Source organism: Rhizobium sp. AN80A, assembly GCF_030053015.1.
Classification (GTDB): domain Bacteria; phylum Pseudomonadota; class Alphaproteobacteria; order Rhizobiales; family Rhizobiaceae; genus Rhizobium; species Rhizobium metallidurans.
The window spans coordinates 2316310-2340901 of the sequence record NZ_JASJPX010000003.1; the positions used below are offsets into that span (position 1 = coordinate 2316310).

Here is a 24592-nt window from a genome sequence, read left to right on the forward strand (position 1 = left end):
ACTTTTCGCCGATAGCGAACGGACCGCCTTCTCATCGTCGCGGTTTGAACTACATTCAGGCGGTGGACCAGATCGATAGCGAACGCCTGATATCCCTGCCCGCCCCCTTTACCCGCTGGTTCGCGGAGAAGGGCTGGCAGCCGCGCAGGCATCAGCTGGAGCTTCTGGCGCGCGCCGAGGCCGGCGAGAGCACATTGTTGATCGCGCCCACCGGCGCCGGCAAGACACTGGCCGGCTTTCTGCCGTCGCTCACCGACCTCACCCGCCGCGGCAAGATGCCGCCTGGCTCGGCCTTTACCGGCATCCACACGCTCTACGTCTCGCCGCTGAAGGCGCTGGCGGTCGATATCGAGCGCAATCTGATGAAGCCGGTGCTGGAGATGCGACTGCCCGTCACCGTCGAGAACCGCACCGGCGACACCCCCGTTTCGAAGCGCCAGCGCCAGAAGCTCAGCCCGCCCGACATCCTTTTGACGACGCCGGAGCAGGTGGCGCTTTTGCTCGCCAATGGCGAGGCTGACCGCTTCTTCAAGGATCTCAGATACATCATCTTCGACGAGCTGCATTCGCTGGTCACCTCGAAGCGCGGGCACATGCTGTCGCTGGGGCTGGCGCGGCTCAGGCGGCTTGCGCCGAAGCTGCAGACGATCGGCCTTTCGGCCACCGTTGCCGAGCCGCTGGAGCTGCAGAAGTGGCTGGTGGCGCAGCCGGAAGGTGGCGAGCGGCATGCCGGGATCGTTACGGTGGAGGGCGGGGCCAAGCCCGACATCTCGATCCTTTCCACGGAAGAGCGCATTCCCTGGTCCGGGCACTCGGCCAAATACGCGATCCCCGACGTCTACAAGCAACTGCTCGAGCACCAGACGACGCTGCTCTTCGTGAACACCCGCAGCCAGGCGGAGATGCTGTTTCAGGAGCTGTGGACCGCCAACGACGACAATCTGCCGATCGCGCTGCATCACGGCTCGCTCGATGTCGGCCAGCGGCGCAAGGTGGAGGCGGCGATGGCGGCGAACCGGCTGCGCGCCGTGGTAGCCACCTCGACGCTCGACCTCGGCATCGACTGGGGCGACGTCGATCTGGTCATCCATGTCGGCGCGCCCAAGGGCGCCTCGCGGCTGGCGCAGCGCATCGGCCGCGCCAACCACCGAATGGACGAGCCCTCCAAGGCGATCCTCGTTCCCGCCAACCGTTTCGAGGTGATGGAGTGCCAGGCGGCACTCGACGCCAACTATATCGGCGCGCAGGACACGCCGCCTATCGGGCGCGGCGCGCTCGACGTGCTTGCCCAGCATGTTCTCGGCATGGCCTGCGCCGAGCCCTTCGACATGCTGGAACTCTACGACGAGATCATCAGCGCCTCGCCCTATGCGGATCTTTCCTGGGAGACCTTCGAGCGGGTCGTCGATTTCGTCGCTACCGGCGGCTATGCGCTGCGCACCTACGAGCGCTATGCCCGCATCCGCAAGACCAGGGAGGGGCGCTGGCGCGTCTCCAATCCGCAGGTGGCGCAGCAATACCGGCTCAATTCGGGCACGATCGTCGAGAGCCCGATGCTGAACCTGAAGATGGTGAAGCGCGGCGAAGGCGGCCGCATCGGGCGCGGCGGGGCCACGCTTGGAAAGATGGAGGAGTATTTCTTCGAGCAGCTTTCGCCCGGCGACACCTTCATCTTCTCCGGCAAGGTGCTGCGCTTCGAGGGCATCCGCGAGAACGAGGCGCTGGCGAGCCAAGCCTATTCCAACGATCCGAAGATCCCATCCTATGCCGGAGGCAAGTTTCCGCTCTCCACCTATCTCGCCGATCAGGTGCGCTCGATGCTCGACGATCCCGACCGCTGGCACCGGCTGCCGGACCAGGTGCGCGACTGGCTGGCGATCCAGAAGGAGAAGTCGATCCTGCCGAAGCGCGACGAGCTGCTGATCGAGACCTTCCCGCGCGGCAGCCGCTGCTACATGGTGGCCTACCCGTTCGAGGGGCGGCTGGCGCACCAGACGCTCGGCATGCTTTTGACCCGCCGGCTGGAACGCGCTGGCGCCAAGCCGCTCGGCTTCGTCGCCACCGACTATTCGCTCGGCATATGGGGGCTGGAGGATATGGGGCGGATGATATCAAGCGGCCGGCTCAGCCTCTCCGAGCTCTTCGACGAGGACATGCTGGGCGACGATCTCGAAAGCTGGCTCGACGGATCCTTCCTTTTGAAGCGCACGTTCCGCAATTGCGCCGTGATTGCGGGCTTGATCGAGCGTCGGCACCCGGGCAAGGAAAAGAGCGGCCGGCAGGTCACGGTTTCGGCCGATCTGATCTACGATGTGCTGAGGACCCACGAGCCCGACCACATCCTGCTGCAGGCGACGCGGCAGGACGCGGCGACCGGGCTTTTGGACATCGGCCGTCTTGGCGATATGCTGAAGCGAATCAAGGGGCACATCACCCACCGCCCGCTGGAGCACATCTCGCCGCTCGCCGTGCCCGTGATGCTGGAGATCGGCAAGGAGCATGTGCATGGCGAGGCGCAGGACCATCTGCTGGCGGAAGCGGCGGACGACCTGATTGCCGAAGCTTTGATGGATTGAATGGTGACTGGCTGAGGCCCACCTTAGTTCGCCCTCATCCCTGTGCTTGTCACAGGGATCCAGCCAGCCCAAGTCCTTGGGCTGAAAAGAGTCCCTACCGCGCAGACGCGCGGTAGCTGGATTCCTGTGACGAGCACAGGAATGAGGGTGGTCGAGCGGAGAAGAAACAAGCGTGATGAACCGGCTGGCCCTGGCGCGGGAATTGAACGGGATTGCGGCGATGCCGGGCGTGGAAACGTCCGTGCATGGGATCGCTGCCGTGTGCGATCCGCTGGGCGGGCTGTATCTGCCTGATACCGGCGTTCTCGTCGTCTCCGACCTGCATCTCGAAAAAGGCGCCGCCTTTGCCCGACGCGGCATGATGCTGCCGCCCTATGATACGCTGGCGACGTTGACGGTACTGTCGGCCGTCATCGCCCGCTACGATCCGAAGCTGGTGATCTCGCTCGGCGACAATTTTCACGACCGCATCGGCTCGGCGCACATGCCGGAGGCGTTTCGCACGCTGATTTCGGACATGGCGCGCGGGCGCGAGTGGATCTGGATCAACGGCAACCATGACCCTGACGGCACGGTCGATCTGCCCGGTGCCTGCGCCGACGAACTGCATCATGGCGGGCTCACCTTCCGGCACGAGCCGAAGGGCGGGTTGCAGAGCGGCGAGATCGCGGGGCACCTGCATCCTTCCGCCACCGTGCGGCGGCGCGAGAAATCGATCCGCCGTCCCTGCTTCGCCACCGATGGCGCAAGGCTGCTGATGCCGGCTTTCGGGGTGATGAGCGGCGGGCTCGATCTGCGCCACAAGGCGATGAAGGGGCTGTTCGACCAGCCGTCGCTGATCGCGCACTTACTCGGGCGCGACCGGATCTATTCGGTCCGCTTCGGCAATCTGCTCGGTTAGAGCGCGACGTAGCGGTCGGCGCGGTGGTTGATCGTGAGGAAGAGATTGAGCACGACGGCGCCGAGCACCGAGTAGAATACGACAGGCGGCGTGGTGACGAAGAAGGCGGCCGCAAGCACGCAGAGATCGACGGCCATCTGCACGAGGCCGGCGCGAATGCCAAAGCGCTCCTGCATGTAGATGCCGAGAATGCCGACGCCGCCGAGGCTGGCGCGGTGGCGATAGAGCGCCAGCAGGCCGAAGCCGAGGAGCAGACCGCCGAGAAGTGCTGCCCAGGCCGGATGAATGGTGGCGATGCTCATGACATTGGGCTGCAGGCTTGTCAGCAGCGAGGTCAGGCCGATGGCGATGAAGGTCTTCATGGTGAAGACGACACCGAGGCGCTTCCACGAGAGATAGAAGAACGGCAGGTTGAGCAGGAAGAAGGCGAGGCCGAAATTGATGCCGAAGGCATAGTGCAGCAGGAAGGCGATGCCCGCCGTGCTGCCGGTAAGCAAGCCGGCGCTTGCCAGCACGTATAGGCCAAGGGCGGCGACAAGGCTGCCGGAGAAGATGCCCTGCACGTCCTCGACGGGGGTATGGCGCGTGGCGCTCGTGTTCCAGAAGCCAAGGGCATTGATGAGCTGAGTCATGTCGCTAATCTCCAACGGCAGACAAGTTCAAGAACGCCCGGACAGATCCCAGGCGGCAGGGGATGTGAATGATTGGTCGCCGGGAAGAATTCGCGCTCTTCGGCTGATGAGCGGGATTATCCGGCTCATCAGCCGCGTTTTCAAGCGAAATACGTAAGCAATGCTGACCTATTCAAACTTCGCAAGAATCGGTCCGTCAGGCGATCTTGCGTGCAAGGAACAGAATGCCCGGAATGATGTTGGCGCCATCTTTGCGAATGGTGGTGCGGCTCATCGCGATCACCTTGAAGCCGTGGCGGGCGCAGAGCGATCGGATGTAGCCTTCCGAATGGGCATAGCGCAGGGAATGGGCGAGGTGAACACCATCCTCGTCCTCGGTTTCCTCGACCGAAAAGCCGAAATCGGCGCCTTCGGCGCAAAGGCCCGCGACCGATGTAAAGGCGATCTCCAGGTTGCCGAGATAGATCAGCACATCGGCCGCCGTGACGAGATCGGCGCGATGCGCGCCGCCATCGGAAAACAGCCCGGACGCTTGCGCGGGCAGCGACAGGTCCGCCTGGGCGAGATGGTCGTAGACATGCTTTTCCTCAGCCTTCGCCAGCATGTTCTGCGAGAGATCGAAGCCTTCGAGCCTGCCGGCCATGGAGCGGATTTCCGGCCCCATCAGCCCCGTGCCGCAGCCGAGATCGGCGGCCAGAGCGTAATGCCGGCCGGTCGCGGCGATCATACGGGCGAGCTTCGCCGGCACGTCGTAGCCGAGCTTATCGACCAGCGAGGTCTCGAAGCGGGCGGCGTAATCGTCGAACAGGCGCTCGACATAGATGCTCGGCGGCTGATCGGGCACGGCGATGTCGCCCAGGAAGGCGAGCTTCAGCGTGGCGCCGAAGATATCGTCTTCGGTGAGTTCGCCGGTCCGCCTGTAGGCTTCGATCGCACCAGCGATATTGCCTGATTTTTCGCGGTAGGTGGCAAGCCAGTACCAGCCGACCGCCCAATCCGGCACCAGTTCCAGCGCCTGCTCCATGAGTTCGGCGGCGGCATCCGGCTCGCCGCCCTTGTCCAGCATCCTGGCGTAATCGGCACGGCGGTCGGCGATGGCATCGCCTGAAGTCTGGAGATGAGGCGGCATGATGGTGACCTGTTGGCGCGGCCCGCATTTGGCGGCGGCCACAAAAAAACTCAAGTCCTATTTCAGAGGCGGATGCAACAGCCCTGAAAAAGCTTGCGGGCAACGATCCGCGCCCATATCTCAGGGGTGAACAGGAGATGATGCATGTCCGATCAGGTGAACAAGTTTCTGGGCGACTCGCTCGGCCGTACGTTGATCAAGCTTTTGGTGGTGTCGCTGATCGTCGGCTTCATCATGGCCGTCTTCGGGCTGGCACCGCTCGATTTCGTCTACGGCGTCCGCGATTTCGTCCTCGAGGTCTGGCGCCGCGGCTTCTCCGCGCTTGGTCGCGTCGGCGACTATCTGCTGCTGGGCGCCACCATCGTCATTCCGATCTTCCTCATCATCCGTCTCTTCAGCTATCGCCGGTAACATGACCTCAATCGATCTCTCACGGCGCAGTCTTCTGCGCTTCTCCGCTCTTGCGCTTGCAGCCGGCGTCGCCGGCTGCGCCACCGGCCCGAAAGAGCCCTCGACGCCATCCAACGGCGAGGACCAGACGGCGGCATCGCTGCCGCTCGTCAACCAGGTGCGCGCCAAGAACGGCCTGCCGCCGCTTCAGGTCGATCCGGCCGCGACGGCCGCCGCCCTCTTCCAGGCCAAGCGCATGGCAGCGGCCGGCAAGATGAAGCATGTCATGGGCATCGCCGACGGCTTCGGTCCGCGCGTGAAGGCGAGCGGCGTGCGGCTGCCGGCCGCCGAAAACATCGCCACGGGCCAGCAGACGGTTCCCGCCGTCGTCACCGCCTGGATCAACTCGCCATCCCACCTGGAAAACATGCTCGGCCGCTATACCGGTCTCGGCGTCGCGGTTGCCTACAATCCCGCTTCCCGCAACGTGCCCTATTGGGCCATGGTGCTTTCCAACTGAGGTGATTGCGCCTCTCTGTCGGGAGGCAGGACTTGAACGCAGGCTTGGACACCGGCGATAGCGGCAACGCACTGGCATTCGAGGTGACGCACCGGATGGTGCTGTCGATCGCCATTCCGATGACGCTCGGCTTCATCACCACGCCGCTGCTCGGCCTTGTCGGCACCGGCGTCGTCGGCCGCATGGGCGATCCCGATGCGCTTGCGGGCTTGGCGATCGGGGCGATGCTCTTCGACCTCATTCTCGGCAGCTTCAACTTCCTGCGCGCCTCGACCACGGGGCTGACGGCGCAGGCCTATGGCCGGCGCGAGCGGCATGCCGAGCAGGGCGTGTTCTGGCGCGCGATCCTATCGGCGCTCGGCTGCGGCGTGGCCCTGCTCTTTCTGTCGCCGCTGCTTCTTGCGGCGGGCCTGAAGCTGATGGGGCCGGAAAACGCGGTGGCGCAGGCGACCAGCACCTATTTTTCCATCCGCATTCTCGCCGCACCGGCGGCGCTCGCCAACTACGCCATCCTCGGCTTCGTGCTCGGGCGCGGGCAGGGAAGCGTCGGTCTCCTGCTGCAAAGCATGATCAACGGCGTCAACATCGTGCTGGCGATCGCCCTCGGCCTCTGGCTCGACTGGGGAATATCCGGCGTCGCCTGGGCGACGACCGTCGGCGAGACGATCGGGGCGCTTGCCGGTCTGTTCATCGTGCTTACAAGCTTCGGTCGCGGCGCGTGGCCGAAGCGCCGCGAGATCTTCGCGTGGCAGCCGATGGCCGAGCTTTTCACGCTGAACCGCGACATCCTGATCCGCACCTTCGTGCTGGTCGGCGCATACGCCGTCATGACGCGGATCGGCAGCGGCTTCGGCGCGGTGACGCTGGCGGCCAATGCGGTGCTGATGAACTTCCTGATGCTATCCGGCTTTTATCTGGATGGACTGGCCAACGCCGCGGAGCAGATCACCGGCCGCGCCGTCGGCGCCCGTCACCGCCCAGCCTTCGATCGCGGCCTGAAGCTGACGGCGATCTGGTCGTTCGGGCTTGCCGGTGTCATCTCGCTGTTTCTGTTCCTGGCCGGCGATACGCTCATCGCGAGCCTGACGACATCATCACAGGTGCGTCAGGTCGCAAGTCTCTATCTGCCCTGGGCGGCGATCACGGGACTGACGGGCGCGCTCGCCTTCCTGATGGACGGCGTGTTCATCGGAGCGACGTGGTCGAGCGACATGCGCAACCGCATGCTGATGTCGTTCGCCATCTATCTGGCCGCGGTCGCGATCCTCGTGCCGCTCCTTGCCAACCACGGCCTGTGGCTGGCGATCAACCTGTTCTTGCTCTCCCGCGGCCTCCTGCTGGTGCTGAGGGTGAAGCAGCGGGCCGATCAGACGTTCCGACCCGCCCAGTAATCCGTCCTGCTGTCGCGCAGATCGCGGATGGAGGCCGCCTTCTCGCGGTCCATGAGCCTCGACAAGCCGCGAACGATGTCACCCGCAAGACCCGGGCCTTCATAGACCATGCAGGAATAGAGCTGCACCAGATCGGCGCCGGCCTTGATCTTCTCCAGCGCGGTTTCGGCCGACGAGACGCCGCCGACGCCGATGATCGGCAGATCGGGGCCGACGCGCTTGCGCATCTTCGCCAGAACCGCGGTCGATTTCTCGAAAAGCGGCTTGCCGGAGAGACCGCCCTGCTCCTTCGCCTGACGCTGATCCTTCAGGCCGTCGCGCGACAGCGTGGTGTTGGAGACGATCAGGCCGTCGAGCGCATGCGAGAGCGCCTCGGCGGCGATGTCATCGATGCCCTCTTCCGTCAGATCCGGCGCGACCTTCAGGAAAACGGGGATCTTGCGGCCGGACTTTCCGGCTTCCTCGTCGCGCGCGGCAAGCACGGCCGACAGCAGCGCCGATAGGCTTTCGCGCGCCTGCAGATCGCGCAGGCCCGGCGTGTTGGGCGAGGAGATGTTGGCGGTGAAGTAGCGCGCCAGCGAATAGAAGCGGCGGATGCCCCTGACGTAGTCGTCGATGCGGTCGTCGCTATCCTTGTTGGCGCCGATGTTGACGCCGATGATGCCGTTGCCCCGGACGGATGACAGGCGCGCGAAGGCGGCGTCGTGCCCTTCGTTGTTGAAGCCGAGGCGGTTGATCACGCCTTCGTCCTCGACCAGACGGAAGATGCGCGGGCGCGGATTGCCGGATTGCGGCTTGGGCGTGACCGTGCCGATCTCGGTGAAGCCGAAACCGATCTTCAGCAGCGCTTCCGGCACCTCGGCATTCTTGTCGTAGCCGGCCGCCATGCCGATCGGATTGGCGAATTCGAGCCCGGCCACCGTCTGGCGCAGGCGCTTGTCCAACGGTGCGGCGCAGGCCGGCACGAGGCCGGACTTCAGCGCCGCGATCGACATGCCGTGCGCCGTTTCCGGATCGAAGAGGAAGAGACCCTTGCGGGCGGCGTGCTTGAAGAGATCGATCATGGCTGAAGGTCCGGAAAGATGTGTTTGCCTTCGGCGTCGAGCGGCAGGGGCTTTTCCCAGAGCACGGACGAAAGCGGAAGGTCCGCATAGAGATGCGGGAAGAGATCGCCGCCGCGCGAGGGTTCGAAGACGAGCTTGTCGCCAAGGGCGGCGCCATCGACGGCGACCAGCAGCAGGCCGGCCTGACCGGCGAAGTGCAACGCCGCCGTCTGCACCGCCTGGCTTGCCGTCGAGAAGTGGATGAAGCCGTCCTTCAGATCGATCGCGGCGCCACGAAAAACGCCGCTTTGCCGGGCGTCCCGCCACAGCGTTTCCGTCACGATCTTGTAAAGCGTGGGTGTCAGGGTCATGATGGCCTCATGAATGGCTGGTCTTTCCCGGGCTTTGCCGCAGTTGCGCGGCGATGTCCACGCGCCGCACGAAAAAAATGCGGCAGCCACAGAGATTTCCGGAGGAAACCATGAAAAATATCACGCTCAGCCTCGCCTTGGTGCTCATTCCGCTCGCCGTTTCGGCCGCCGAGCCGGACTCGAGCCGGTTCCAGCTGGAGCGCAGCGGCGACCGTTTCGTGCGGCTCGATCGCCAGACCGGCGCCATGTCGCTCTGCGAGCAGAAGGACGGGGCGCTGGTCTGCCGCATGGCCGCCGACGAACGCGCCGCCTATGAAGGGGAGCTCGACAGGCTGGCGGACCGGGTCACCGCGCTCGAGAACAAGAGCATCGTCAACAAGGCGCTTCCCTCCGACGCCGAAATCGACCGCTCGATCGGCATCATGGAGCGCTGGATGCGCAGCTTCATGGGGATCGTCAAGGAATTCCAGAGCGAGGATCAGGGCAATGCCCTTCCGCAAAAGACATGATTTGCTATAGTCCCTGCAGCAAGAAGGCATGAACCGTGGAGGAAGGCGGTGCATGGACTTCATGATCGGGCTCTTGGGAGGGAGTTTTCGATGCATGAGCAGACAATCATCATTGCCGACGATCATCCGCTGTTTCGCGATGCGCTTCGCCAGGCCTTGACCGGGATGGAGGGCCATCCCGATATCGTCGAGGCAGGCGATTTCGCGGCGGCTCGCAAGTTGGTCGGCGACAACCCCGATGCCGACCTGATGCTGCTCGACCTCGCCATGCCGGGGGTCAGCGGCTTTTCCGGGCTGATGGCGTTGCGCTCGGAGTTTTCGGGCCTGCCGATCGTCATCGTTTCGGCATCCGACGACGCGACGACGATCCGCCGCTCGCTGGAGCTCGGCGCGTCCGGCTTCATCTCGAAATCGGCCGGGATCGACGATATCCGGCGGGGCATACAGACGGTGCTCGCGGGCGACATCGCAACACCCGACAGCTACCGGGACGGACAGGAACAGGACCCCGACGTGGCCGATCTCATCCATCGGCTGCATACGCTGACGCCGCAGCAGAGCCGGGTGCTGACCATGCTCGCCGAGGGCTTGCTCAACAAGCAGATCGCCTATGAGCTCGGTGTGTCCGAAGCGACGATCAAGGCGCATGTCTCGGCCATCCTTCTCAAGCTCGACGTCGACAGCCGCACGCAGGCGGTGATCCAGCTCGGCAAGATCAACATGGCAATGGTCGCCTGACGAGAGGAGAGGATTTTATTCCTCTTGTCTCTTTACTCCTGCTCGCCTTGCGGTTAATCTTTCAGCCGATTAGGGAGCGCCGTGGCGCGCACGGGATCAGGCGACATGCTGTCACACGAGCAGATCTGGGGAGCGCTCGACAGGCTTGCCGAACGGCACGACCTGACACCCTCGGGGCTTGCCCGCCGCGCCGGCCTCGACCCGACCTCCTTCAACAAATCCAAGCGTCTTTCCGCCGATGGGCGGCTGCGCTGGCCGTCGACGGAATCGATCGCCAAGGTGCTGGAGGCGACCCGCTCCAGCATGGAGGAGTTCCTGTCATTCATGCGGCCACAGGGCAGTTTCTCGACGCTGCCGGAGGGCGCGTTTCCGCCGCAGGGCAGCTCCATCCCACTCCTGGGCTTCGCGCAGGCGGGCGCGGGCGGCTTTTTCGATGATGGCGGCTTTCCGGCCGGACAGGGCTGGGACGTGGTGGAATTTCCTGCCGCACCATCGCAGAAGGCGGGCGTCTATGCGCTCGAGGTGCAGGGCGAAAGCATGATGCCGCTCTATCGCGACGGCGACGTTCTGATCGTCGAGCCGGGCGCGCAGGTGCGCCGCAACGACCGCGTCGTGGTGAAGACCCGCGAGGGAGAGGTGATGGCCAAGGTGCTGATGCGCCAGAGCCCGCGCTCGATCGAGCTGATGTCGCTCAATCCCGAACACCCCAACCGAACGATCGAACTCTCCGACGTGGATTGGATCGCCCGGATCATCTGGGCCAGCCAGTAGGAAAATCTTCCATGAAGCCTGCGGCACTCCTGACAGCGACTGCGGGAATTGCGATCGTCATCGGCCTGATCACCGCTGGCGGAAATCGGTTGAGCGATGCGTCGGATGCGCGACGGGCCACTCAACCGGCGCAAGAGGCGGCCGGGCCTGAGACCTCTGCGCCCGCTCAGCCGACGGCAAACCCGGACACCAGCATGACGGCCCGGCCGGTGGACGACGCCAGCCAATTCTATCCGTCTTCGGTCGATGGCAAACCACTGGAGCGTGAACAGGCGCCGGAGCCGGAGAAAAAGCCCGTCGCGGTGGCCGAGAAAGGGATCGACCTGCCGCGCCCGGTGGCCGAGAGCGCCGGCATGCTCGGCTTCGGCGAAAGGCGGCTGCAATTGGCCGGACTGACACCGACACCGGTCGACAAGACCTGCCCGAGTGCCAAGGGCCCGGAATGGCCATGCGGCATGCTGGCGAAGACCAATTTCCGGCTCTTCCTGCGGCTGAGGACCGTCAACTGCGATCTCAACGATCCCGACTGGAGCGGCATCGCGATGGCCAGCTGCAAGATCGGCACGCAGGACCTGTCCGCCTGGCTGATCGAGAATGGGTGGGCCGAGGCCGAGGCGGGCTCAGCCTTCGCGGAGGCGGGCGCCAAGGCGAAGCGAGATGGAAACGGCATCTACGGGCAGGATCCCCGCCAGGCCGGCGCGATTGATACGCTCGACCTGACGCAGCCCCAAGATATGAGCGATCCCTTGTAATGGGCGCGGCCAATTCCTAAACTCTGCTGACATCGCAGAGGAATCATGCAGACATGAACAAGCCGCTTTCCGCCCACGACGCGTTGATCTACGTGATGGTCATGGCATCCGCCGTCGACAGCACGATGAATGACCGGGAGATGGAGCGTATCGGACAGCTGATCGGCTTTCTGCCTGTGTTTCGAGGCTTCGACGACGACAAGCTGATTTCCGCCGCGCGCGACTGCGCCGCTCTCTTGTCCGGTCCCGAGGGGCTCGACGTCGTTCTCGAAACCGTCAAGGACACGCTGTCGCCGAAGCTCTACGACACGGCCTATGCGCTGGCGGTCGAGGTCGCGTCGGCCGACCTCTCGGTGAAGGCCGAGGAACTGCGGCTGCTGAGCCTGCTGCGCGACCGGCTCGGCCTCGACAAGCTGACCTGCGCCGCGATCGAGCGCAGCGCCATTGCCCGCTTCCGCAAGGGCTGAACTGTCTACTTTATCGCATGTCGCCGCAGCAAAACCGCTGCACGCTTTTGCGCGACGTGACTAGTAAAGCCCATAGGGGAAGTAGCGCAGGTAGATTTCCTGCAGGCGACCGCTGCGTGACAGATCCGCGAGCGCATGATCGAAGGCCGAGCGCAGCACCTCGTCCTTTTGCCGCAGCATGATGGTCATGCCCTCGCCCAGGAACTCCTGCGACATATAGGGACCGTCGAACAGGGCGCAGCACTTTTCCGATGCCTGCGACGACACCCAGAAAGAGAGCTGCAGTGAATCGGCGAAGACGGCATCGACCTTGCCGTCCTTCAACGCTGCCAGCAGCGCTTCCTTGCTATCGAACGGGATCGCCTTGACCTTGGGGAAATAGGTGGAAAGCATGGCGGCATGCGCCGTTTCCTTGACGACGCCGACGGGGCGGTCGGCAAGGCTTGCCGCGTTCTCGCCCGTGATCGGCGCTTTCAGATTGCGGGCAAAGCGGGCGGGCAGCATCAGGTAAGGACGCGAGAAGGCGAACTGCCCGCGCAGCTCGCTGCCGACCGCCAGACCGGCGATCACCGCATCGCCCTGCGAGGCGGCCAGCGCGTCCTTGAGATTTGCGAAGGGCAAGGCCTGGATCTGGCACCTGTCCGATATCTCCAGTTCGGCGCAGATCTCGCGGGCGAGATCGACGTTGAAGCCCGAGAGCTTGCCGTTCTGATCCATGAAATTGAACGGCGGAAAATCGACTGAAGTCAGGAAGCGCAGGCGCACCAGGCTGGTCAAATCGGGCCTGGCGAGACGCTCGCGGCTGTCGAACAGCAAGGGCAAGGAGGGCGCCGCCTGCTGCGCCGCAGCCGAAAGAGGTAGCCAAATTGCAACCAGAAACAGCCAAAGGCTGAAAAACCCCTTAGGATTGAGAGATGCCAGCTTAAATCGCACCATTATGATCTGCCCCGGGGACTGCACTGCCAATTCAACGACGGTGTATCAGAGTCATGCGTATCGGGGAATATGCGTCGGGCGGGATCAGCACCCGTTCCACGACGCTTCAGCAGCGGCCGAAAATTCCGATCTCGCCGGCCGTGCCGGCGGGGTGTGGTCGATGATATCAGGCAGATCGAGATCGAGACGCTGCTTCGGCTCGGCATCGGAAAGCCGACGATCGCGCGCGCGGCGGCCGCGCCCGCCACAACGGCACGTCGATCGAGCGTGAGCTCCTGGCCAACCGATGGGTGGATGCGGAGAGCTATTATGCCGCCCTCGCCCGCGCGCTTCGCCTGCCATTCCTGTCGCAGCTCGATCCGGCCCTGATCCATGACGACCAGACACTGGACACGCAGCTTTCCGACACGCGATCGGTGCGGCTGGACTATGCCGACAAGGCGATGATCGCCATCGTTCCCGAGGCCGGCCGGCTGCTGGCGCTGGCGCGGACGATCGAGGCGCGACCGGGGCTTGCGGAGCGGATCATCGTCACCACCCCCACGGCGATGCGCGACGCCATCTGGCGCGTCGGTGCGACGCGGCGGGTGAAGCAGAGCATCGGGACGCTGTTCGAGGACAGCGGGCGGTTCAGCGCCCGCATCGTGCTCTCGGGCAAGCAGGGGTTCATCGCCGGCGCTCTTCTGTGCGCGTTCGGTTTCGCGGCGTTCTCCAATCTGCCGCTGGTCGCTATCGTTCACCTGGCGCTGTCGCTCGTCTACATGGCGGCGATCCTGCTGAGAATCTGCGCGTTGCGATACCGTCGCGGTCCGCAGCCAGCGCCGCAGCCAACCGAGCGGCTGCCCGTCTATTCCGTGTTCGTCGCGCTCTACAAGGAGGCGGAGGTCGCCGGCCAGCTCGTCGCGGCGCTGAAGCAGTTCAACTGGCCGACCGCCAAGCTCGATATCAAGCTGATATGCGAGGCCGACGACCATGCGACGATCGCGGCGCTCGAAAAACAGGATCTCGGGCCGCAGTTCGAAATCGTCGCGGTGCCCGTCGCCCATCCGAGAACGAAGCCGAAGGCGCTCAACTACGCGCTCGGCGCCGCGCGCGGAGAATTCCTCGTCATCTACGACGCCGAGGACAGGCCGCATCCCGACCAGTTGCGGGCGGCCTACGCGACTTTCCTCGCCAGCCGAAACGACATTGCCTGCCTGCAGGCGCCGCTGATCGTCTCCAATGTCGGCGGCTCGTGGATCAGCGCCGCCTTCGCGCTGGAATACGCGGCGCTGTTTCGCCTGTTGCTGCCGATGTTGGCAAAGCACCGGCTGCCGATGCCGCTCGGCGGCACGTCAAACCATCTGCGCGTCGCCGACCTCAGGGCGTGCGGCGGGTGGGACCCTTATAACGTGACCGAGGACGCCGATCTCGGTTTGCGGCTCTACAGGCTCGGCTACCGCTGCGGCGTGATCGACTGCCCGACCTACGAGGACGCGCCGACCACGCGCGACGTCTGGCTCAACCAGCGGACACGATGGTTCAAGGGCTGGCTGCAGACATGGCTGGTGATGATGCGCGCACCCGGCAAGCTCATGCGCGAGATGGGGGTCTGGCCGTTTGTCGTCTTCCAGGTGCTTATCGGCGGCATGCTCGTCGCCTCGCTCACGCATCCGTGGATGATCATGCTGATCCTGACCGCCGCGAGCTACATGATGCTCGGCTTTCCCATGCCCGGCACCGGCGAGGCGCTGTTGTTCCTGATCGATGTTTCCAACATGCTGGGCAGCTACGTGGTGCTGCTGGTGCTTGGCCGGCGCGCCATGCTGCGCGACGAGAAGCGAAAGGTCGGCTGGCGCTGGGTCGCCCTGCCCCTCTACTGGATGCTGATATCGGCTGCGGCATGGCGCGCCGTGTGGCAATTGCATTTCAAGCCGTTTTTCTGGGACAAGACCCCGCATCTGCCGACGGCCTCGCCGCCAACGATGCGCTCCGCCCCCGCATCCTCTCCGTGACCGGTCACGAACTAAATTTCGTGGACATCCGGATGCGTTAGGTTCGCCTTAAGCAATATGGATTCTAGTCGCGTTCGACGACACCGGTCCCCGACCGAATGCATGATGCGCCTGTCGAGCCTTACCGGCATCTTTCCCGCGGCATCGAAAGCGTCATCCTGCCTTCGAAACCGCCTGCCTTTTGAAAACGATCGTATCCGGCCACCCCCTGGCCGCAGCCCATGGGCCCATTCATGCTGAAAAACTACAAAATCCGCACCAAGATCATCTCGGTCGTTGCGCTTCTCGGCGTCATCGCGATCGGCGGTCTCGTTTACGTCATCGAGGAATTCCGCGGCGCCGATGCCGCCTACAGCGCTTTCATCGACCATGAAGCGCTTGCGGCGATGCAGGCCTCGCGCGCCAGCGCGTCCGCCACCGCGGCGGTGCTGCAGGCAACCGTCATCTCCGACCTTACCCCCGGCACGCCCGACTTCGACGCGGCGATCGCGGCGCCGAGCAAGATGCAGCAGGCGCGCGAGCGGCTACAGCAGGCAGCCGAGCTCGTGCCGAACCGCAAGTCCGTGATCGACGAGATCATCGCCGGTATCGACGAGATGGACAGCCTGTCGAAAAAGGTGAGCGAGCAGGCCAAAGCCGGCGACCGCACCGGCGCGCAGGCCACGGCGGCCGAGCTGAACGCCAAGCTTTCGCTTGTCACGCCGAAGATGATCGCCAACAACGACGCGCTGATGGTCCAACTCAACGACGGCGGCGACGCGCTTTCCGCCAAGGTCGATCGCCGCATCCTTCTCTGTTTCGTGGTGGTCGGGCTCGCCGTGTTGGCGGCGATCGGGCTCAGCATCTGGATCGCGCAGGCCGGCATCACATCGCCGATGGCCCGGCTTCGCGAGCGCATGACGCGGCTTGCCGAGGGCGAGACGTCGAGCGCCGTCGACGGCATGGACAGGCGCGACGAGGTGGGCGAAATGGCGGCTGCCGTCTCGATCTTCCGCGACAACGCCATCGAGCGCCTGCGCCTCGAGCAGGAGGCGGAGCGCAACCGCAATCTCACCGACAGCGAACGGCGCGAAATCGAAGCGCAGCGCGCCACCGAGGCGGCCGATCTTTCGCGCACGGTGAGCGCGCTCGGCGACGGCTTGCGCAAGCTTGCGACCGGCGATCTGATCTCGCAGATCAACACCCCGTTCGAAGGCAGCCTCGACAGCCTGCGCCAGGACTTCAACAATTCGATCTTCAAGCTCAACGAAACCATGCAGACCGTGGGCGAAAATGCCCGTGCGATTACGGCGGGCGCCGGCGAGATCCGCTCCTCGGCCGACCAGCTCTCGCGGCGCACCGAGCAGCAGGCGGCCTCTGTCGAAGAGACGGCTGCAGCGCTCGAAGAGATCACGACGACGGTGAAGGATGCCGCGCGCCGGGCGGAAGAGGCGCGCACGCTGGTGTCAAAAACCCGCCACAGCGCCGAGCGATCCGGCGAGGTGGTGCGCAAGGCGGTCAACGCGATGCAGCAGATCGAACAGTCCTCGGCATCGATCGGCAACATCATCGGCGTGATCGACGACATCGCCTTCCAGACCAATCTTCTGGCGCTCAATGCCGGCGTGGAAGCAGCGCGCGCCGGCGAAGCCGGAAAGGGCTTCGCGGTCGTCGCCCAGGAGGTGCGCGAACTCGCGCAACGCTCCGCCAATGCGGCACGCGAAATCCAGTCGCTCATCCTGACCTCGGGCAACCAGGTGAAGTCGGGCGTTTCGCTGGTCGGCGAGACCGGCAAGGCGCTGGAAGAGATCGTTCTTGAGGTGCAGGAGATCAACCAGCACGTCAACGCGATCGCCGAGGCGGCGCGCGAGCAATCGATCGGACTGCAGGAGATCAACACCGCGGTCAACACGATGGACCAGGGAACGCAGCAGAACGCCGCGATGGTGGAGGAAAGCACCGCGGCCAGCCACAAGCTGGCGACCGAGGCGGCGGCGCTCAACACCTTGCTCGACCAGTTCAAGCTGACCGGCACCGGCGGCGGCACCGTGGCCTTTACGCCAAGGGTGGTGCTGGATGCCAACGAACCCATGGCACCGCGTTCGGCCAAGCCCGTGCTGACCCGCAAGGCACCGGTGCGGATCGCCACCTCGGGCGTTACGCGGCCGACCTCTTCGCCGGCGCACGCTCTCGGCCAGAAGCTCGCCAACGCATTCGGCGGCACGCCTTCCGTGGAAAAGAAGGATGAAGACTGGACGGAATTCTGAGGAGCGACAAGCCTCTCGCAGAAACGAAATGGGCGGCTCGAGGCCGCCCATTTTCATACCGGCAGGTGCCGACTTCATTCATGCTGCGATCGATCGCCTAGACGAGACCGAGCGAAACCTCTTCAGCCTTGCGGCCACGGCCATAATCGCGCTCGTAGGAGGAGCGGCGGTCGCTGCGCTTGTAGGCGGCAATGTCGAGTTCCGGCATATGGTAGCCATCCGCGTAGGTTCCGGTGTCATCGGCATCGACGACATCGCGCTTTGCGGTGAAAATCTTCAGAAGCATTTCGCTATTCCTCCTCGTGTGCGCCAGTAACGGCCAGAGCGCCGTCCAAGTTCCATGTACCGGAGAATAGTTAAAAATTAACCACGTTCATTAGGGATTCGTCAAGTAAGCGGAAAGCGTTAGGGCTCAACGTGTATCGGGATGGACCATTCGGATTATCCAGGCGCGCGGAAAACGCTTCATCAATGATGCGCGGGCCTGCATGATATGATCCGTCACCCGCTTCGCCGTGGCGTCGCACCGGCGAGCACCGAGAAAAGAGCGAGAAGATGCGTACCACCAAAATCGTCCACGTCGTCAGCTGCCATGCCGAAGGGGAAGTCGGCGACGTGATCGTCGGTGGCGTCGCGCCGCCGCCTGGCGAGACCGTCTGGGAGCAATCTCGCTGGATCGCCAGGGACGAGACACTGCGCAATTTCGTGCTGAACGAGCCGCGGGCGGTGTCTTCCGGCATGTGAACCTGCTGGTGCCGCCGAAGAACCCCAAGGCGCAGATGGGCTGGATCATCATGGAGCCGGAGGATACCCCTCCGATGTCGGGATCGAACTCGATCTGCGTTTCCACCGTCCTTCTGGACAGCGGCATCATTCCGATGACGGAACCGGTGACGAGGATGGTGCTCGAAGCGCCGGCCGGGCTCGTCGAGGTCGAGGCGGAATGCCGCAACGGCAAGGCCGAGCGCATTACCGTGACCAACGTGAAGAGCTTCGCGCAGAAGCTCGATGTCGCGCTCGATGTCCCCGGCATCGGAACGCTGACCGTCGACACGGCCTATGGCGGCGACAGTTTCGTGGTCGCCGACCCCGAGCAGGTCGGTATCGAGCTTATCCCCGAAAATGCGCGACTGATCGCCGAAACGGGGATCAAGATCACCAACGCGGCAAACCGGCAGTTGGGCTTCTCGCACCCCGAGGAGACGGGGTGGAACCACATCTCGTTCTGCCTCTTTGCCGGAATACCCTATCGCAAGAATGGAGAGCTACTGGCGAAATCCGTCGTCGCCATTCAGCCCGGCAAGATCGACCGCTCGCCAACCGGCACGGCGGTGTCGGCGCGCATGGCGCTGCTCAACGCGCGCGGCCAGTTGCACGAAGGCGAGAGCCTGACGGGCGTTTCGATCATCGGCACCAAATTCGTCGGCAAGATCGTCAAAGAGACGACGATCGCGGGCCAGAAGGCGATCGTTCCCTCGATCACAGGCAGCGCCTGGATCAGCGGCACCGCCCAGCTGATGCTCGATCCCTCCGACCCGTTCCCCGGCGGCTACAAGCTTTCCGACACCTGGCCGATGCTGAAGTAGGGGCGACGATGCCGATAAGTGCTGGAAAAACTGGAGCGGGTGAAGGGAATCGAACCCTCGTATTCAGCTTGGGAAGCTTCCAGAACGCCGAACAAATTCAATGGAACGTTTCACTCAAAGGCACCCCGCCAAGCGTGAGCCTGGCGGGGCTCTGACACGGAAATTAAAACCAACACGCGCAACCAAAAATAAATTTGCTCGCCGTATGGTACCCAAATATTCACGGGAGACTATAAGGTGAGCGAGTACTTTGAAATCGGTTATGCGGCAGTCACAAATCGGCTGTGCTTCTTTACCGGTACAGGCTTTTCCAAAGCGGTCACTAACGATGCTGCGCCCAGTTGGAGATCCCTCCTCGAATCTCTATGCGACCTATGTACCGACGCAGCTGCGCTCCGTGCAAACTTGTTCCCTGCAGCCGGCGTTCCACCTCTAAGCTTAGAAGAGGCGGCCCAGGTAATTGCCATCGAGCTTTTGAAAGTTGGAAAGAGCATTCACGATGAAGTTGCAACGCTCATCAAACCGTTAGTTCCCGCTGGCTCGTACGGTTCGATCCAGAAATTTTTGTCGGAAATGTCATACCGTGTCATCACGACGAATTACGACAAGCTGATTGAACAGTTAGCGGGAGACAAGGATTGCCAATCGCTCACACCAGGCCTTCCCATACCTCGGTCATCATCTCGGGTAAAAGTTTATCACGTCCACGGCTCTACGGACTCTCCCGAGAATATGGTGGTGACCTCGGATGACTACTTTAAGTTCCTAAATAGTGAGACATATTTCTCGCGAAAATTGAGTACCATTCTCCACGAGAACACCGTCGTTATTCTTGGCTACTCACTAGGCGACACAAATCTGAAAGCGATAATTAGCGACTACAAGGGTTTCTCACGAAATCACGTGATCGGGTCGAACATTTTTATGGTCTCCCGCTCTCACGTAAACCGGCATATCAAGGATTATTACGCCCACTGCTACGGAATTCGCGTCCTCGACGAGACGTCGGTCCAGGATTTTTTCACCAAGTTAAACCTTAGCCTGCCAGAAGCAGAGAGGTGCAAGGTTTCATCCGTCGACAACATTAGAAAAGTGATTTTCGAGAACCATTCGTTCACTGCAGCATACCTAGGTCTTGAGAACTCGTTCTACGAAATAGTTGCTTCTCTCTCGGCCATTGGCTTGAGCATCAATCATGTTAGGGTCGTATCTACGCTAGGGTCGGTGATTGAGCAGAAGCGAGTTCTAACCACGCAATACAACGCTTGGCCTCAATACGAACAATTGGCACGATGGCTTATCCACCTTGCCAGCATACTGGAACTACGCGGCACACCCATCGAGGCTACATTCCTTGCTGCTGTCCACCGTTCGATGACAACGATGCGGAAAGAAATGTACACCGGCTACTCGTGGCATGCCTACCGGTCATGGGACGCGGGCTGGGACGGGATCATCGCGTCAAACCGAATGCTGATCAAGAATCACATAGAAGCGAACACGACATGGCCAGATGCGCTCTCTGTAGTGCAATTGGGATAAAAATGGCGCCCCATGCCGGAGTGCCACAGCGTACCGTCATCAAGGGCTTGACGGGACGTGAGGCGACATTCGCAACAGTCGAGTAGCTATGCTTTTCGACGCCTTTGTCTCACGGCGCACCGGTCCTTTACGGGGAGTATCGAAGCCAATATCCTTAGCTCATGGCAGACAACTCGACATGGGCAGGAATGATCGCCCTAAACCTCAGCTACCACGTTTACTGCAGCCACTGTGACCGGCATGCCGAGATAGACTTGGCAGCTATGCCGCCCGAAGGAAATGCGATTGGGCGCATCTTCAGATGCAGCACGTGCGATCAGCCGGGGTCGACCGTGGTCAGTCACCAGAGTGCAAACCATTCATACCCAGGCGCCAAGAGCAAGCACCCCTAACCGTCCGATCCGGTTGGCGCTGGAGGCGCGGGGTCGCTTGGAATAATTATGAACTTAATTGGCGGCGACACGACGTGGATCGGACCTATCCAGCTTTGTAGGGGGTTGCAGATGTAGTCGAGGGTCACCTCGTATCGAGCTGGGCCAGGTGTTGCGGCAGTCGGGACCGTGATTGACCGGCGATATGTCTCCCTTCCCGCCAGCAGCCGGAGCCCGGTCGTGAACTGCGGGATTGAGTGTCGCTCGCCAACCGCATCATAAAGCCAGCGCTTCGTAACGAGCGGGCAGATCCGCTTCCGGAAGACGGAAAACTCAATGTCGAGCGTTCCGCCCTGCGACACCGTCGGCGAGAGCGCCACCGCGCTTTCGTATTCGATCGGCGGCTCACGGTCGGAAACCCATAGCCCGAGGTTCACTGAACCGAGGATGGCGAGCGAGAAGACGACGGCGCCGACAAATCTCCAAAGGGTCCGTTTCAATGGGCTGGCCCTCCACGGATGTATCCGATCACCTTGATGATGTTCTCGTAGAGCACCACCGTTCCCAAAAAGATGCCTATGAACGTTATCACCAGCCATTTCGTGAACCGCCCGACTGTTCGAATATCGTGCACCATCTTGAACGCCTGCCTGACGTCATCGGCAGGAAGCTCGACGACTGCCTGAAGCGTCTTCAGTTCGTCCGGACGGAGATCGGCTAACCAATCCCTGGTATCCGGTGGAAGCTCTTCGAGCCGTTGTGGAGTGTGTTCCGCCATATCAATGTTCCCTAGCAACCCCGTATGCCCTTTCGATCGAATGCCATGCTTGACCGGTTTCATCCGATCGACTAAATCCGCCGCCGCCGTGCTTCCTGTCACAAGACGGCAATGGGAGGGTCCGGCCTGACGAGGAGGTCGGGCCCTTGCTACTTCTGCCCGCTACCCTGCCCGTGCGCGCTGCATTCCGTGGAAGTCCAGACGCCGGCAGCACACAAACCCGCCGCCGTATCGTCGATCGCGTCCTGATCCTTGCTTGTCTTGCCCTTCGCGCCGATCAGTGAGGTGCCGACGATGGCCCTAGTCGTTGTCGACAGGCTTTGCTTCGTGGCACTCACCCTTGGCGAAGTCGTACATGCCGCCGCGCTCAGAGCACAGACGGCGACGAACGCGAGCTTGATCCGCTGCATTGCTCAGTTCTCCGATTGCTTTGTTGGTGGCCGCCATCGCCTGGGCGGCTTCAAGGTCTCGCCCCTCCCGCCGTGCGTCAGGCAACCACCAGATGGCATTGAGGGTGGAATAGACGATCAGGACGAGGAGGCCGCCAACGACAGCCCCCAGTCCGATCTTCAGGACATCACCGACGCTCATTCTTCCACCGCCTGGCGAATGTCCTTGATGGCTGCGATGAGCTTCTGGCGAAGCAGAAGGCCGCCAAGGATCAGCACCGCAATGAAGCCGAGGATTACCAACAGCGCGCGCCAGTCGAGATCCGGCGAAGGCTGCAAGGCTAAGCCCGCCACCGCTGACTGCGCTTCCGATCCAGCCGAACAGGTTGAACTTCTTCTTGACCGTCTGTTCGACAGCTACTGGAACGACTTCCTTCTCGTCGACCACAGGCGCCGCGGCGAACGCCGCCATCTTGGTCGAGGCACCGGAGAGCCCCAACAGAGACTTGTGAAGAGCTGCGCGGGTCTTCGGCCCGGGATCGCCATCAGCGTCAAGCCCGGCGGTCTGCTGAAACTGCGCGACGGCGTTGGGCGCATAGCCAAGAACCACAAGCGACAGACGAACGAAGCGATCGACGCGATCGGCGAAGCCGTTCATTCCGCCGTTCCACTTCTTGGTGATCGTCTCGATGTCGCCCTGGTCGGCCCAACGATTGAGGTTGCGGCTCTGCCAGTACCAGATCGGCACGAGGCCTTCCCATGGATCAGTGTTGACGAGATCAGGCTTGGCGACAAAGTTGGGAGGGGTAAGCCCCTGGGCGACACACCAGTCGTAAAACGCCTGATAATTCCCCTTTCCGGTCAGCTGGCCAGCAGTCCGCCCCATGTAGAGCTTGCCGTCGCCGTCGACCTGGGGAGTGTTGCCGAGATCCGTGCGCGTGTCGTAGCGCTTCTGGGCATCTGTCGAGCCCCAGATCTCCCGGTCGAAGCGGAAGTCGCCGCTCTCATGCGATAGCTGGGCGAGGAACTGCACCGATCGGTGCGGCCGGTCGAGGCCATATCGAGCGCCGTAGCGATCGAGCGCCACGAGGACAGAGTTCATGTTCTGGGCATTAACAGCCCCTTTCGCAGCCGCGCGCAGATGCGCGGCAGTTACCTGCACGGTCATTGAAGGCTCCAGATTGTCGAGGGTGGATTAGCTTCAGGCGGTAGAGCCGCCGAACAACGAGGTTCGAACGCTCGCGAAGAAATTCGCGCGGTTCATGATGGTCTCCGATAATGAAAAGAAAGATTGCTGGCGGCCCACTTGCTCAGTTGGCCTGTTTTTCATAAGACTGCCGCCCTTGAGGCGACCGTCGTGAGGCGCGCCATTGGTAGCATCGGGGACGCTCACAATGAGATCGCAGCCAGAAATAACAAAAGGGTGGGAGCGAGACGAGAACGGCAAGCTCCGTATGGATGTGATCGCCGGAGCCGCCGTCGTCGCGACGGGGCCGAACACGATTGTCGTCAAACTCGATTACACAGGCGTAGACGACCAGTCGGCAAAGCCATCGACCGTCCAAATCGCGATGCCAGTCTCGGTAGCTGTGGAGCTTCAGAAGATGCTTCAGATGGCTGTCGCAAGTACCAAGTCACCGCCTACAAAAACCAAAAACTGACTGGAATTTAGATGAGTACGACACTCGACAACCACGGTGAACGGCTAGTGCCTGGGGAGTCCCACGACTCTGCTGAGACCATTCGTCACAAGAGCAGCTACCGGTTCTTCAAGGCGATAATCGAGGCTGACAACCCTACCAATCCAAGAATACTGGACTTGGGTTGCGGTGTCGGCCATGGCTCATTCACTTTGTCGACTATCCCAGGCGCCATCGTCACAGCGATCGATGCCGACGCTCCGGCAATCGAGTATGCTCAGGCGAACTACGGCGCTGAAAACATCACCTATATTGCGATACAGGCTCAGCAGTTTCTCGATCGAGGCGAAACGTTCGACTACGTCGTTTCCCGCCATGCGCTGGAGCACATTCCAGACGGGCTCAATCTCGCAACCAAATTCTCCTTTCAAAAGCGCTTGCTAGTCAATGTCCCCTTCATGGAGCCAGCCGAGGATCTCGATCACAACGAGACGAACCCCCACCATGAGATAAACGACATTTCGCGGGAACACTTCATCAAGTACGAGAACCCGCAATTCTTCTTTGAGTCCATGGACGGGGTTACCTCTGAACAGGAGGATGCGGCGAACTCGATCATATGCGCCGCCCGCCATTCTGGCATTCCGCCAGTGAGCGTTGAGATCCCATTCGCTGCATGGAAGCCTGCTTCAAGGCTTGAGTCGATTGCTCTGTCTTCGCAAGACCTTTCGTACGAGTTGGATGCCCTGAAAAAAGACTTCGCCGACCAAGGAGAGGTTTTGCGCCGTCTTAGGGTGGAGCACGAAGAGCTTCAGGCTGCGCATCGCGGCTTGTTGTCGTCAGGAAGCGTAAAGACAGCGTTGGCGCTTTCCAATATGCTTTCGAAAATCAGGCCCTAAGCCCGAACAATATGAGGCGGT

General features: G+C 62.4%; 25 protein-coding genes and 1 pseudogene. 16 read left to right on the top strand and 10 right to left on the bottom strand.

Going from position 1 to position 24592, the window contains the following annotated elements; all coding sequences use genetic code 11:
• Window positions 1-62: 62 nt before the first annotated feature.
• Together P3R82_RS23045 and pdeM are read left to right on the top strand one after the other, a co-directional pair.
• The gene (locus P3R82_RS23045) at window positions 63-2576 is read left to right on the top strand and encodes a ligase-associated DNA damage response DEXH box helicase (RefSeq protein ID WP_283196410.1); all 2514 of its coding nucleotides are present in this window, start codon (window positions 63-65) and stop codon (window positions 2574-2576) included.
• Between the two features lie 175 nt (window positions 2577-2751).
• Complete coding sequence (gene pdeM, locus P3R82_RS23050; RefSeq protein ID WP_283195465.1) at window positions 2752-3477, top strand: ligase-associated DNA damage response endonuclease PdeM; 726 nt, start codon at window positions 2752-2754, stop codon at window positions 3475-3477.
• Here the strand turns inward: pdeM and P3R82_RS23055 are convergent.
• A complete protein-coding gene (locus tag P3R82_RS23055) occupies window positions 3474-4109 on the bottom strand; it encodes a YitT family protein (protein ID WP_283195466.1) in 636 nt (211 codons plus the stop codon). The two genes, pdeM and P3R82_RS23055, sit on opposite strands and share 4 nt — an antisense overlap.
• 196 nt (window positions 4110-4305) lie before the next feature.
• Complete coding sequence (locus P3R82_RS23060; protein WP_283195467.1) at window positions 4306-5238, bottom strand: methyltransferase; 933 nt, start codon at window positions 5236-5238, stop codon at window positions 4306-4308.
• A 144-nt stretch (window positions 5239-5382) separates the two neighbouring features.
• On the opposite strand from P3R82_RS23060, the gene P3R82_RS23065 reads away from it, so the two are divergent.
• The 3 genes from P3R82_RS23065 to P3R82_RS23075 are packed head-to-tail and all read left to right on the top strand — an operon-like array spanning window position 5383 to window position 7539.
• The gene (locus P3R82_RS23065; RefSeq protein WP_183901498.1) at window positions 5383-5649 is read left to right on the top strand and encodes a DUF6460 domain-containing protein; all 267 of its coding nucleotides are present in this window, start codon (window positions 5383-5385) and stop codon (window positions 5647-5649) included.
• A gap of 1 nt (window position 5650) precedes the next feature.
• On the top strand, window positions 5651-6148 hold the full coding sequence (locus P3R82_RS23070) for a CAP domain-containing protein (protein WP_283195468.1): 498 nt from the start codon (window positions 5651-5653) through the stop codon (window positions 6146-6148).
• Between the two features lie 44 nt (window positions 6149-6192).
• The gene (locus tag P3R82_RS23075; RefSeq protein WP_283196411.1) at window positions 6193-7539 is read left to right on the top strand and encodes an MATE family efflux transporter; all 1347 of its coding nucleotides are present in this window, start codon (window positions 6193-6195) and stop codon (window positions 7537-7539) included.
• On the opposite strand, the gene P3R82_RS23080 is transcribed toward P3R82_RS23075, so the two are convergent.
• A complete protein-coding gene (locus P3R82_RS23080) occupies window positions 7515-8603 on the bottom strand; it encodes a quinone-dependent dihydroorotate dehydrogenase (protein ID WP_283195469.1) in 1089 nt (362 codons plus the stop codon). The two genes, P3R82_RS23075 and P3R82_RS23080, sit on opposite strands and share 25 nt — an antisense overlap.
• A complete protein-coding gene (locus P3R82_RS23085) occupies window positions 8600-8953 on the bottom strand; it encodes a DUF952 domain-containing protein (protein WP_283195470.1) in 354 nt (117 codons plus the stop codon). The genes P3R82_RS23080 and P3R82_RS23085 overlap by 4 nt, the downstream gene beginning before the upstream one ends.
• 110 nt (window positions 8954-9063) lie before the next feature.
• Between P3R82_RS23085 and P3R82_RS23090 the strand changes: the two genes are divergently transcribed.
• The 5 genes from P3R82_RS23090 (at window position 9064) to P3R82_RS23110 (ending at window position 12190) form a co-directional block, all read left to right on the top strand.
• Window positions 9064-9462 (top strand): hypothetical protein, encoded by a 399-nt coding sequence (locus P3R82_RS23090; RefSeq protein ID WP_283195471.1) that lies wholly within the window; start codon window positions 9064-9066, stop codon window positions 9460-9462.
• Between the two features lie 90 nt (window positions 9463-9552).
• The gene (locus P3R82_RS23095; protein ID WP_183901493.1) at window positions 9553-10200 is read left to right on the top strand and encodes a response regulator transcription factor; all 648 of its coding nucleotides are present in this window, start codon (window positions 9553-9555) and stop codon (window positions 10198-10200) included.
• A 105-nt stretch (window positions 10201-10305) separates the two neighbouring features.
• Window positions 10306-10971: a helix-turn-helix transcriptional regulator gene (locus P3R82_RS23100; RefSeq protein ID WP_183901492.1), complete on the top strand. Its 666-nt coding sequence runs from the start codon at window positions 10306-10308 to the stop codon at window positions 10969-10971.
• An 11-nt stretch (window positions 10972-10982) separates the two neighbouring features.
• Window positions 10983-11723 carry a thermonuclease family protein gene (locus P3R82_RS23105; RefSeq protein WP_283195472.1) on the top strand — a complete coding sequence of 247 codons (741 nt, stop codon included), beginning with the start codon at window positions 10983-10985 and terminating at the stop codon, window positions 11721-11723.
• Window positions 11724-11776: 53 nt separating this feature from the next.
• Window positions 11777-12190: a tellurite resistance TerB family protein gene (locus tag P3R82_RS23110; protein WP_183901490.1), complete on the top strand. Its 414-nt coding sequence runs from the start codon at window positions 11777-11779 to the stop codon at window positions 12188-12190.
• 60 nt (window positions 12191-12250) lie between these two features.
• Here P3R82_RS23110 and P3R82_RS23115 read toward each other — a convergent pair whose 3' ends face one another.
• On the bottom strand, window positions 12251-13126 hold the full coding sequence (locus tag P3R82_RS23115) for a transporter substrate-binding domain-containing protein (protein WP_283195473.1): 876 nt from the start codon (window positions 13124-13126) through the stop codon (window positions 12251-12253).
• Window positions 13127-13416: 290 nt separating this feature from the next.
• On the opposite strand from P3R82_RS23115, the gene P3R82_RS23120 reads away from it, so the two are divergent.
• A complete protein-coding gene (locus tag P3R82_RS23120) occupies window positions 13417-15120 on the top strand; it encodes a glycosyltransferase family 2 protein (protein WP_283195474.1) in 1704 nt (567 codons plus the stop codon).
• Between the two features lie 233 nt (window positions 15121-15353).
• The gene (locus tag P3R82_RS23125; protein ID WP_283195475.1) at window positions 15354-17366 is read left to right on the top strand and encodes a methyl-accepting chemotaxis protein; all 2013 of its coding nucleotides are present in this window, start codon (window positions 15354-15356) and stop codon (window positions 17364-17366) included.
• Window positions 17367-17463: 97 nt separating this feature from the next.
• Here P3R82_RS23125 and P3R82_RS23130 read toward each other — a convergent pair whose 3' ends face one another.
• Entirely contained in the window at window positions 17464-17652 is a 189-nt protein-coding gene (locus tag P3R82_RS23130; RefSeq protein WP_183901487.1) for a hypothetical protein, read from the bottom strand.
• Between the two features lie 269 nt (window positions 17653-17921).
• Here P3R82_RS23130 and P3R82_RS23135 point away from each other — a divergent pair.
• Both P3R82_RS23135 and P3R82_RS23140 read left to right on the top strand, forming a co-directional pair.
• Window positions 17922-18952, top strand: a pseudogene (locus tag P3R82_RS23135) (proline racemase family protein).
• A 237-nt stretch (window positions 18953-19189) separates the two neighbouring features.
• On the top strand, window positions 19190-20494 hold the full coding sequence (locus tag P3R82_RS23140; RefSeq protein WP_283195476.1) for an SIR2 family protein: 1305 nt from the start codon (window positions 19190-19192) through the stop codon (window positions 20492-20494).
• Between the two features lie 388 nt (window positions 20495-20882).
• Here the strand turns inward: P3R82_RS23140 and P3R82_RS23145 are convergent, their stop codons facing one another.
• The 4 genes from P3R82_RS23145 to P3R82_RS23155 form a co-directional block, all read right to left on the bottom strand.
• Window positions 20883-21365, bottom strand: a complete 483-nt coding sequence (locus tag P3R82_RS23145) for a hypothetical protein (protein WP_283195477.1) — start codon at window positions 21363-21365, stop codon at window positions 20883-20885.
• Window positions 21362-21706, bottom strand: coding sequence for a hypothetical protein (locus tag P3R82_RS23150; RefSeq protein WP_283195478.1), 345 nt, complete (start codon window positions 21704-21706; stop codon window positions 21362-21364). The genes P3R82_RS23145 and P3R82_RS23150 overlap by 4 nt, the downstream gene beginning before the upstream one ends.
• A gap of 86 nt (window positions 21707-21792) precedes the next feature.
• Complete coding sequence (locus P3R82_RS30320; RefSeq protein ID WP_349294078.1) at window positions 21793-22053, bottom strand: hypothetical protein; 261 nt, start codon at window positions 22051-22053, stop codon at window positions 21793-21795.
• Window positions 21944-23200: a peptidoglycan-binding protein gene (locus tag P3R82_RS23155; protein WP_283195479.1), complete on the bottom strand. Its 1257-nt coding sequence runs from the start codon at window positions 23198-23200 to the stop codon at window positions 21944-21946. The genes P3R82_RS30320 and P3R82_RS23155 overlap by 110 nt, the downstream gene beginning before the upstream one ends.
• A 226-nt stretch (window positions 23201-23426) precedes the next feature.
• Between P3R82_RS23155 and P3R82_RS23160 the strand changes: the two genes are divergently transcribed.
• Both P3R82_RS23160 and P3R82_RS23165 read left to right on the top strand, forming a co-directional pair.
• Window positions 23427-23693 (top strand): hypothetical protein, encoded by a 267-nt coding sequence (locus tag P3R82_RS23160; protein ID WP_283195480.1) that lies wholly within the window; start codon window positions 23427-23429, stop codon window positions 23691-23693.
• Window positions 23694-23704: 11 nt separating this feature from the next.
• Window positions 23705-24571, top strand: coding sequence for a class I SAM-dependent methyltransferase (locus P3R82_RS23165; protein ID WP_283195481.1), 867 nt, complete (start codon window positions 23705-23707; stop codon window positions 24569-24571).
• Window positions 24572-24592 lie beyond the last annotated feature (21 nt).

Coding starts and splice junctions, on each gene's coding strand:
- P3R82_RS23115 (WP_283195473.1), bottom strand. CDS start 13,126: ATGGTGCGATTTAAGCTGGCATCTCTCAATCCTAAGGGGTTTTTCAGC.
- P3R82_RS23165 (WP_283195481.1), top strand. CDS start 23,705: ATGAGTACGACACTCGACAACCACGGTGAACGGCTAGTGCCTGGGGAG.
- P3R82_RS23055 (WP_283195466.1), bottom strand. CDS start 4,109: ATGACTCAGCTCATCAATGCCCTTGGCTTCTGGAACACGAGCGCCACG.
- P3R82_RS23110 (WP_183901490.1), top strand. CDS start 11,777: ATGAACAAGCCGCTTTCCGCCCACGACGCGTTGATCTACGTGATGGTC.
- P3R82_RS23125 (WP_283195475.1), top strand. CDS start 15,354: ATGCTGAAAAACTACAAAATCCGCACCAAGATCATCTCGGTCGTTGCG.
- P3R82_RS23155 (WP_283195479.1), bottom strand. CDS start 23,200: ATGACCGTGCAGGTAACTGCCGCGCATCTGCGCGCGGCTGCGAAAGGG.
- P3R82_RS23070 (WP_283195468.1), top strand. CDS start 5,651: ATGACCTCAATCGATCTCTCACGGCGCAGTCTTCTGCGCTTCTCCGCT.
- P3R82_RS23060 (WP_283195467.1), bottom strand. CDS start 5,238: ATGCCGCCTCATCTCCAGACTTCAGGCGATGCCATCGCCGACCGCCGT.
- P3R82_RS23105 (WP_283195472.1), top strand. CDS start 10,983: ATGAAGCCTGCGGCACTCCTGACAGCGACTGCGGGAATTGCGATCGTC.
- P3R82_RS23130 (WP_183901487.1), bottom strand. CDS start 17,652: ATGCTTCTGAAGATTTTCACCGCAAAGCGCGATGTCGTCGATGCCGAT.
- P3R82_RS30320 (WP_349294078.1), bottom strand. CDS start 22,053: ATGCAGCGGATCAAGCTCGCGTTCGTCGCCGTCTGTGCTCTGAGCGCG.
- P3R82_RS23095 (WP_183901493.1), top strand. CDS start 9,553: ATGCATGAGCAGACAATCATCATTGCCGACGATCATCCGCTGTTTCGC.
- P3R82_RS23090 (WP_283195471.1), top strand. CDS start 9,064: ATGAAAAATATCACGCTCAGCCTCGCCTTGGTGCTCATTCCGCTCGCC.
- pdeM (WP_283195465.1), top strand. CDS start 2,752: ATGAACCGGCTGGCCCTGGCGCGGGAATTGAACGGGATTGCGGCGATG.
- P3R82_RS23150 (WP_283195478.1), bottom strand. CDS start 21,706: ATGAAACCGGTCAAGCATGGCATTCGATCGAAAGGGCATACGGGGTTG.
- P3R82_RS23080 (WP_283195469.1), bottom strand. CDS start 8,603: ATGATCGATCTCTTCAAGCACGCCGCCCGCAAGGGTCTCTTCCTCTTC.
- P3R82_RS23065 (WP_183901498.1), top strand. CDS start 5,383: ATGTCCGATCAGGTGAACAAGTTTCTGGGCGACTCGCTCGGCCGTACG.
- P3R82_RS23100 (WP_183901492.1), top strand. CDS start 10,306: ATGCTGTCACACGAGCAGATCTGGGGAGCGCTCGACAGGCTTGCCGAA.
- P3R82_RS23160 (WP_283195480.1), top strand. CDS start 23,427: ATGAGATCGCAGCCAGAAATAACAAAAGGGTGGGAGCGAGACGAGAAC.
- P3R82_RS23085 (WP_283195470.1), bottom strand. CDS start 8,953: ATGACCCTGACACCCACGCTTTACAAGATCGTGACGGAAACGCTGTGG.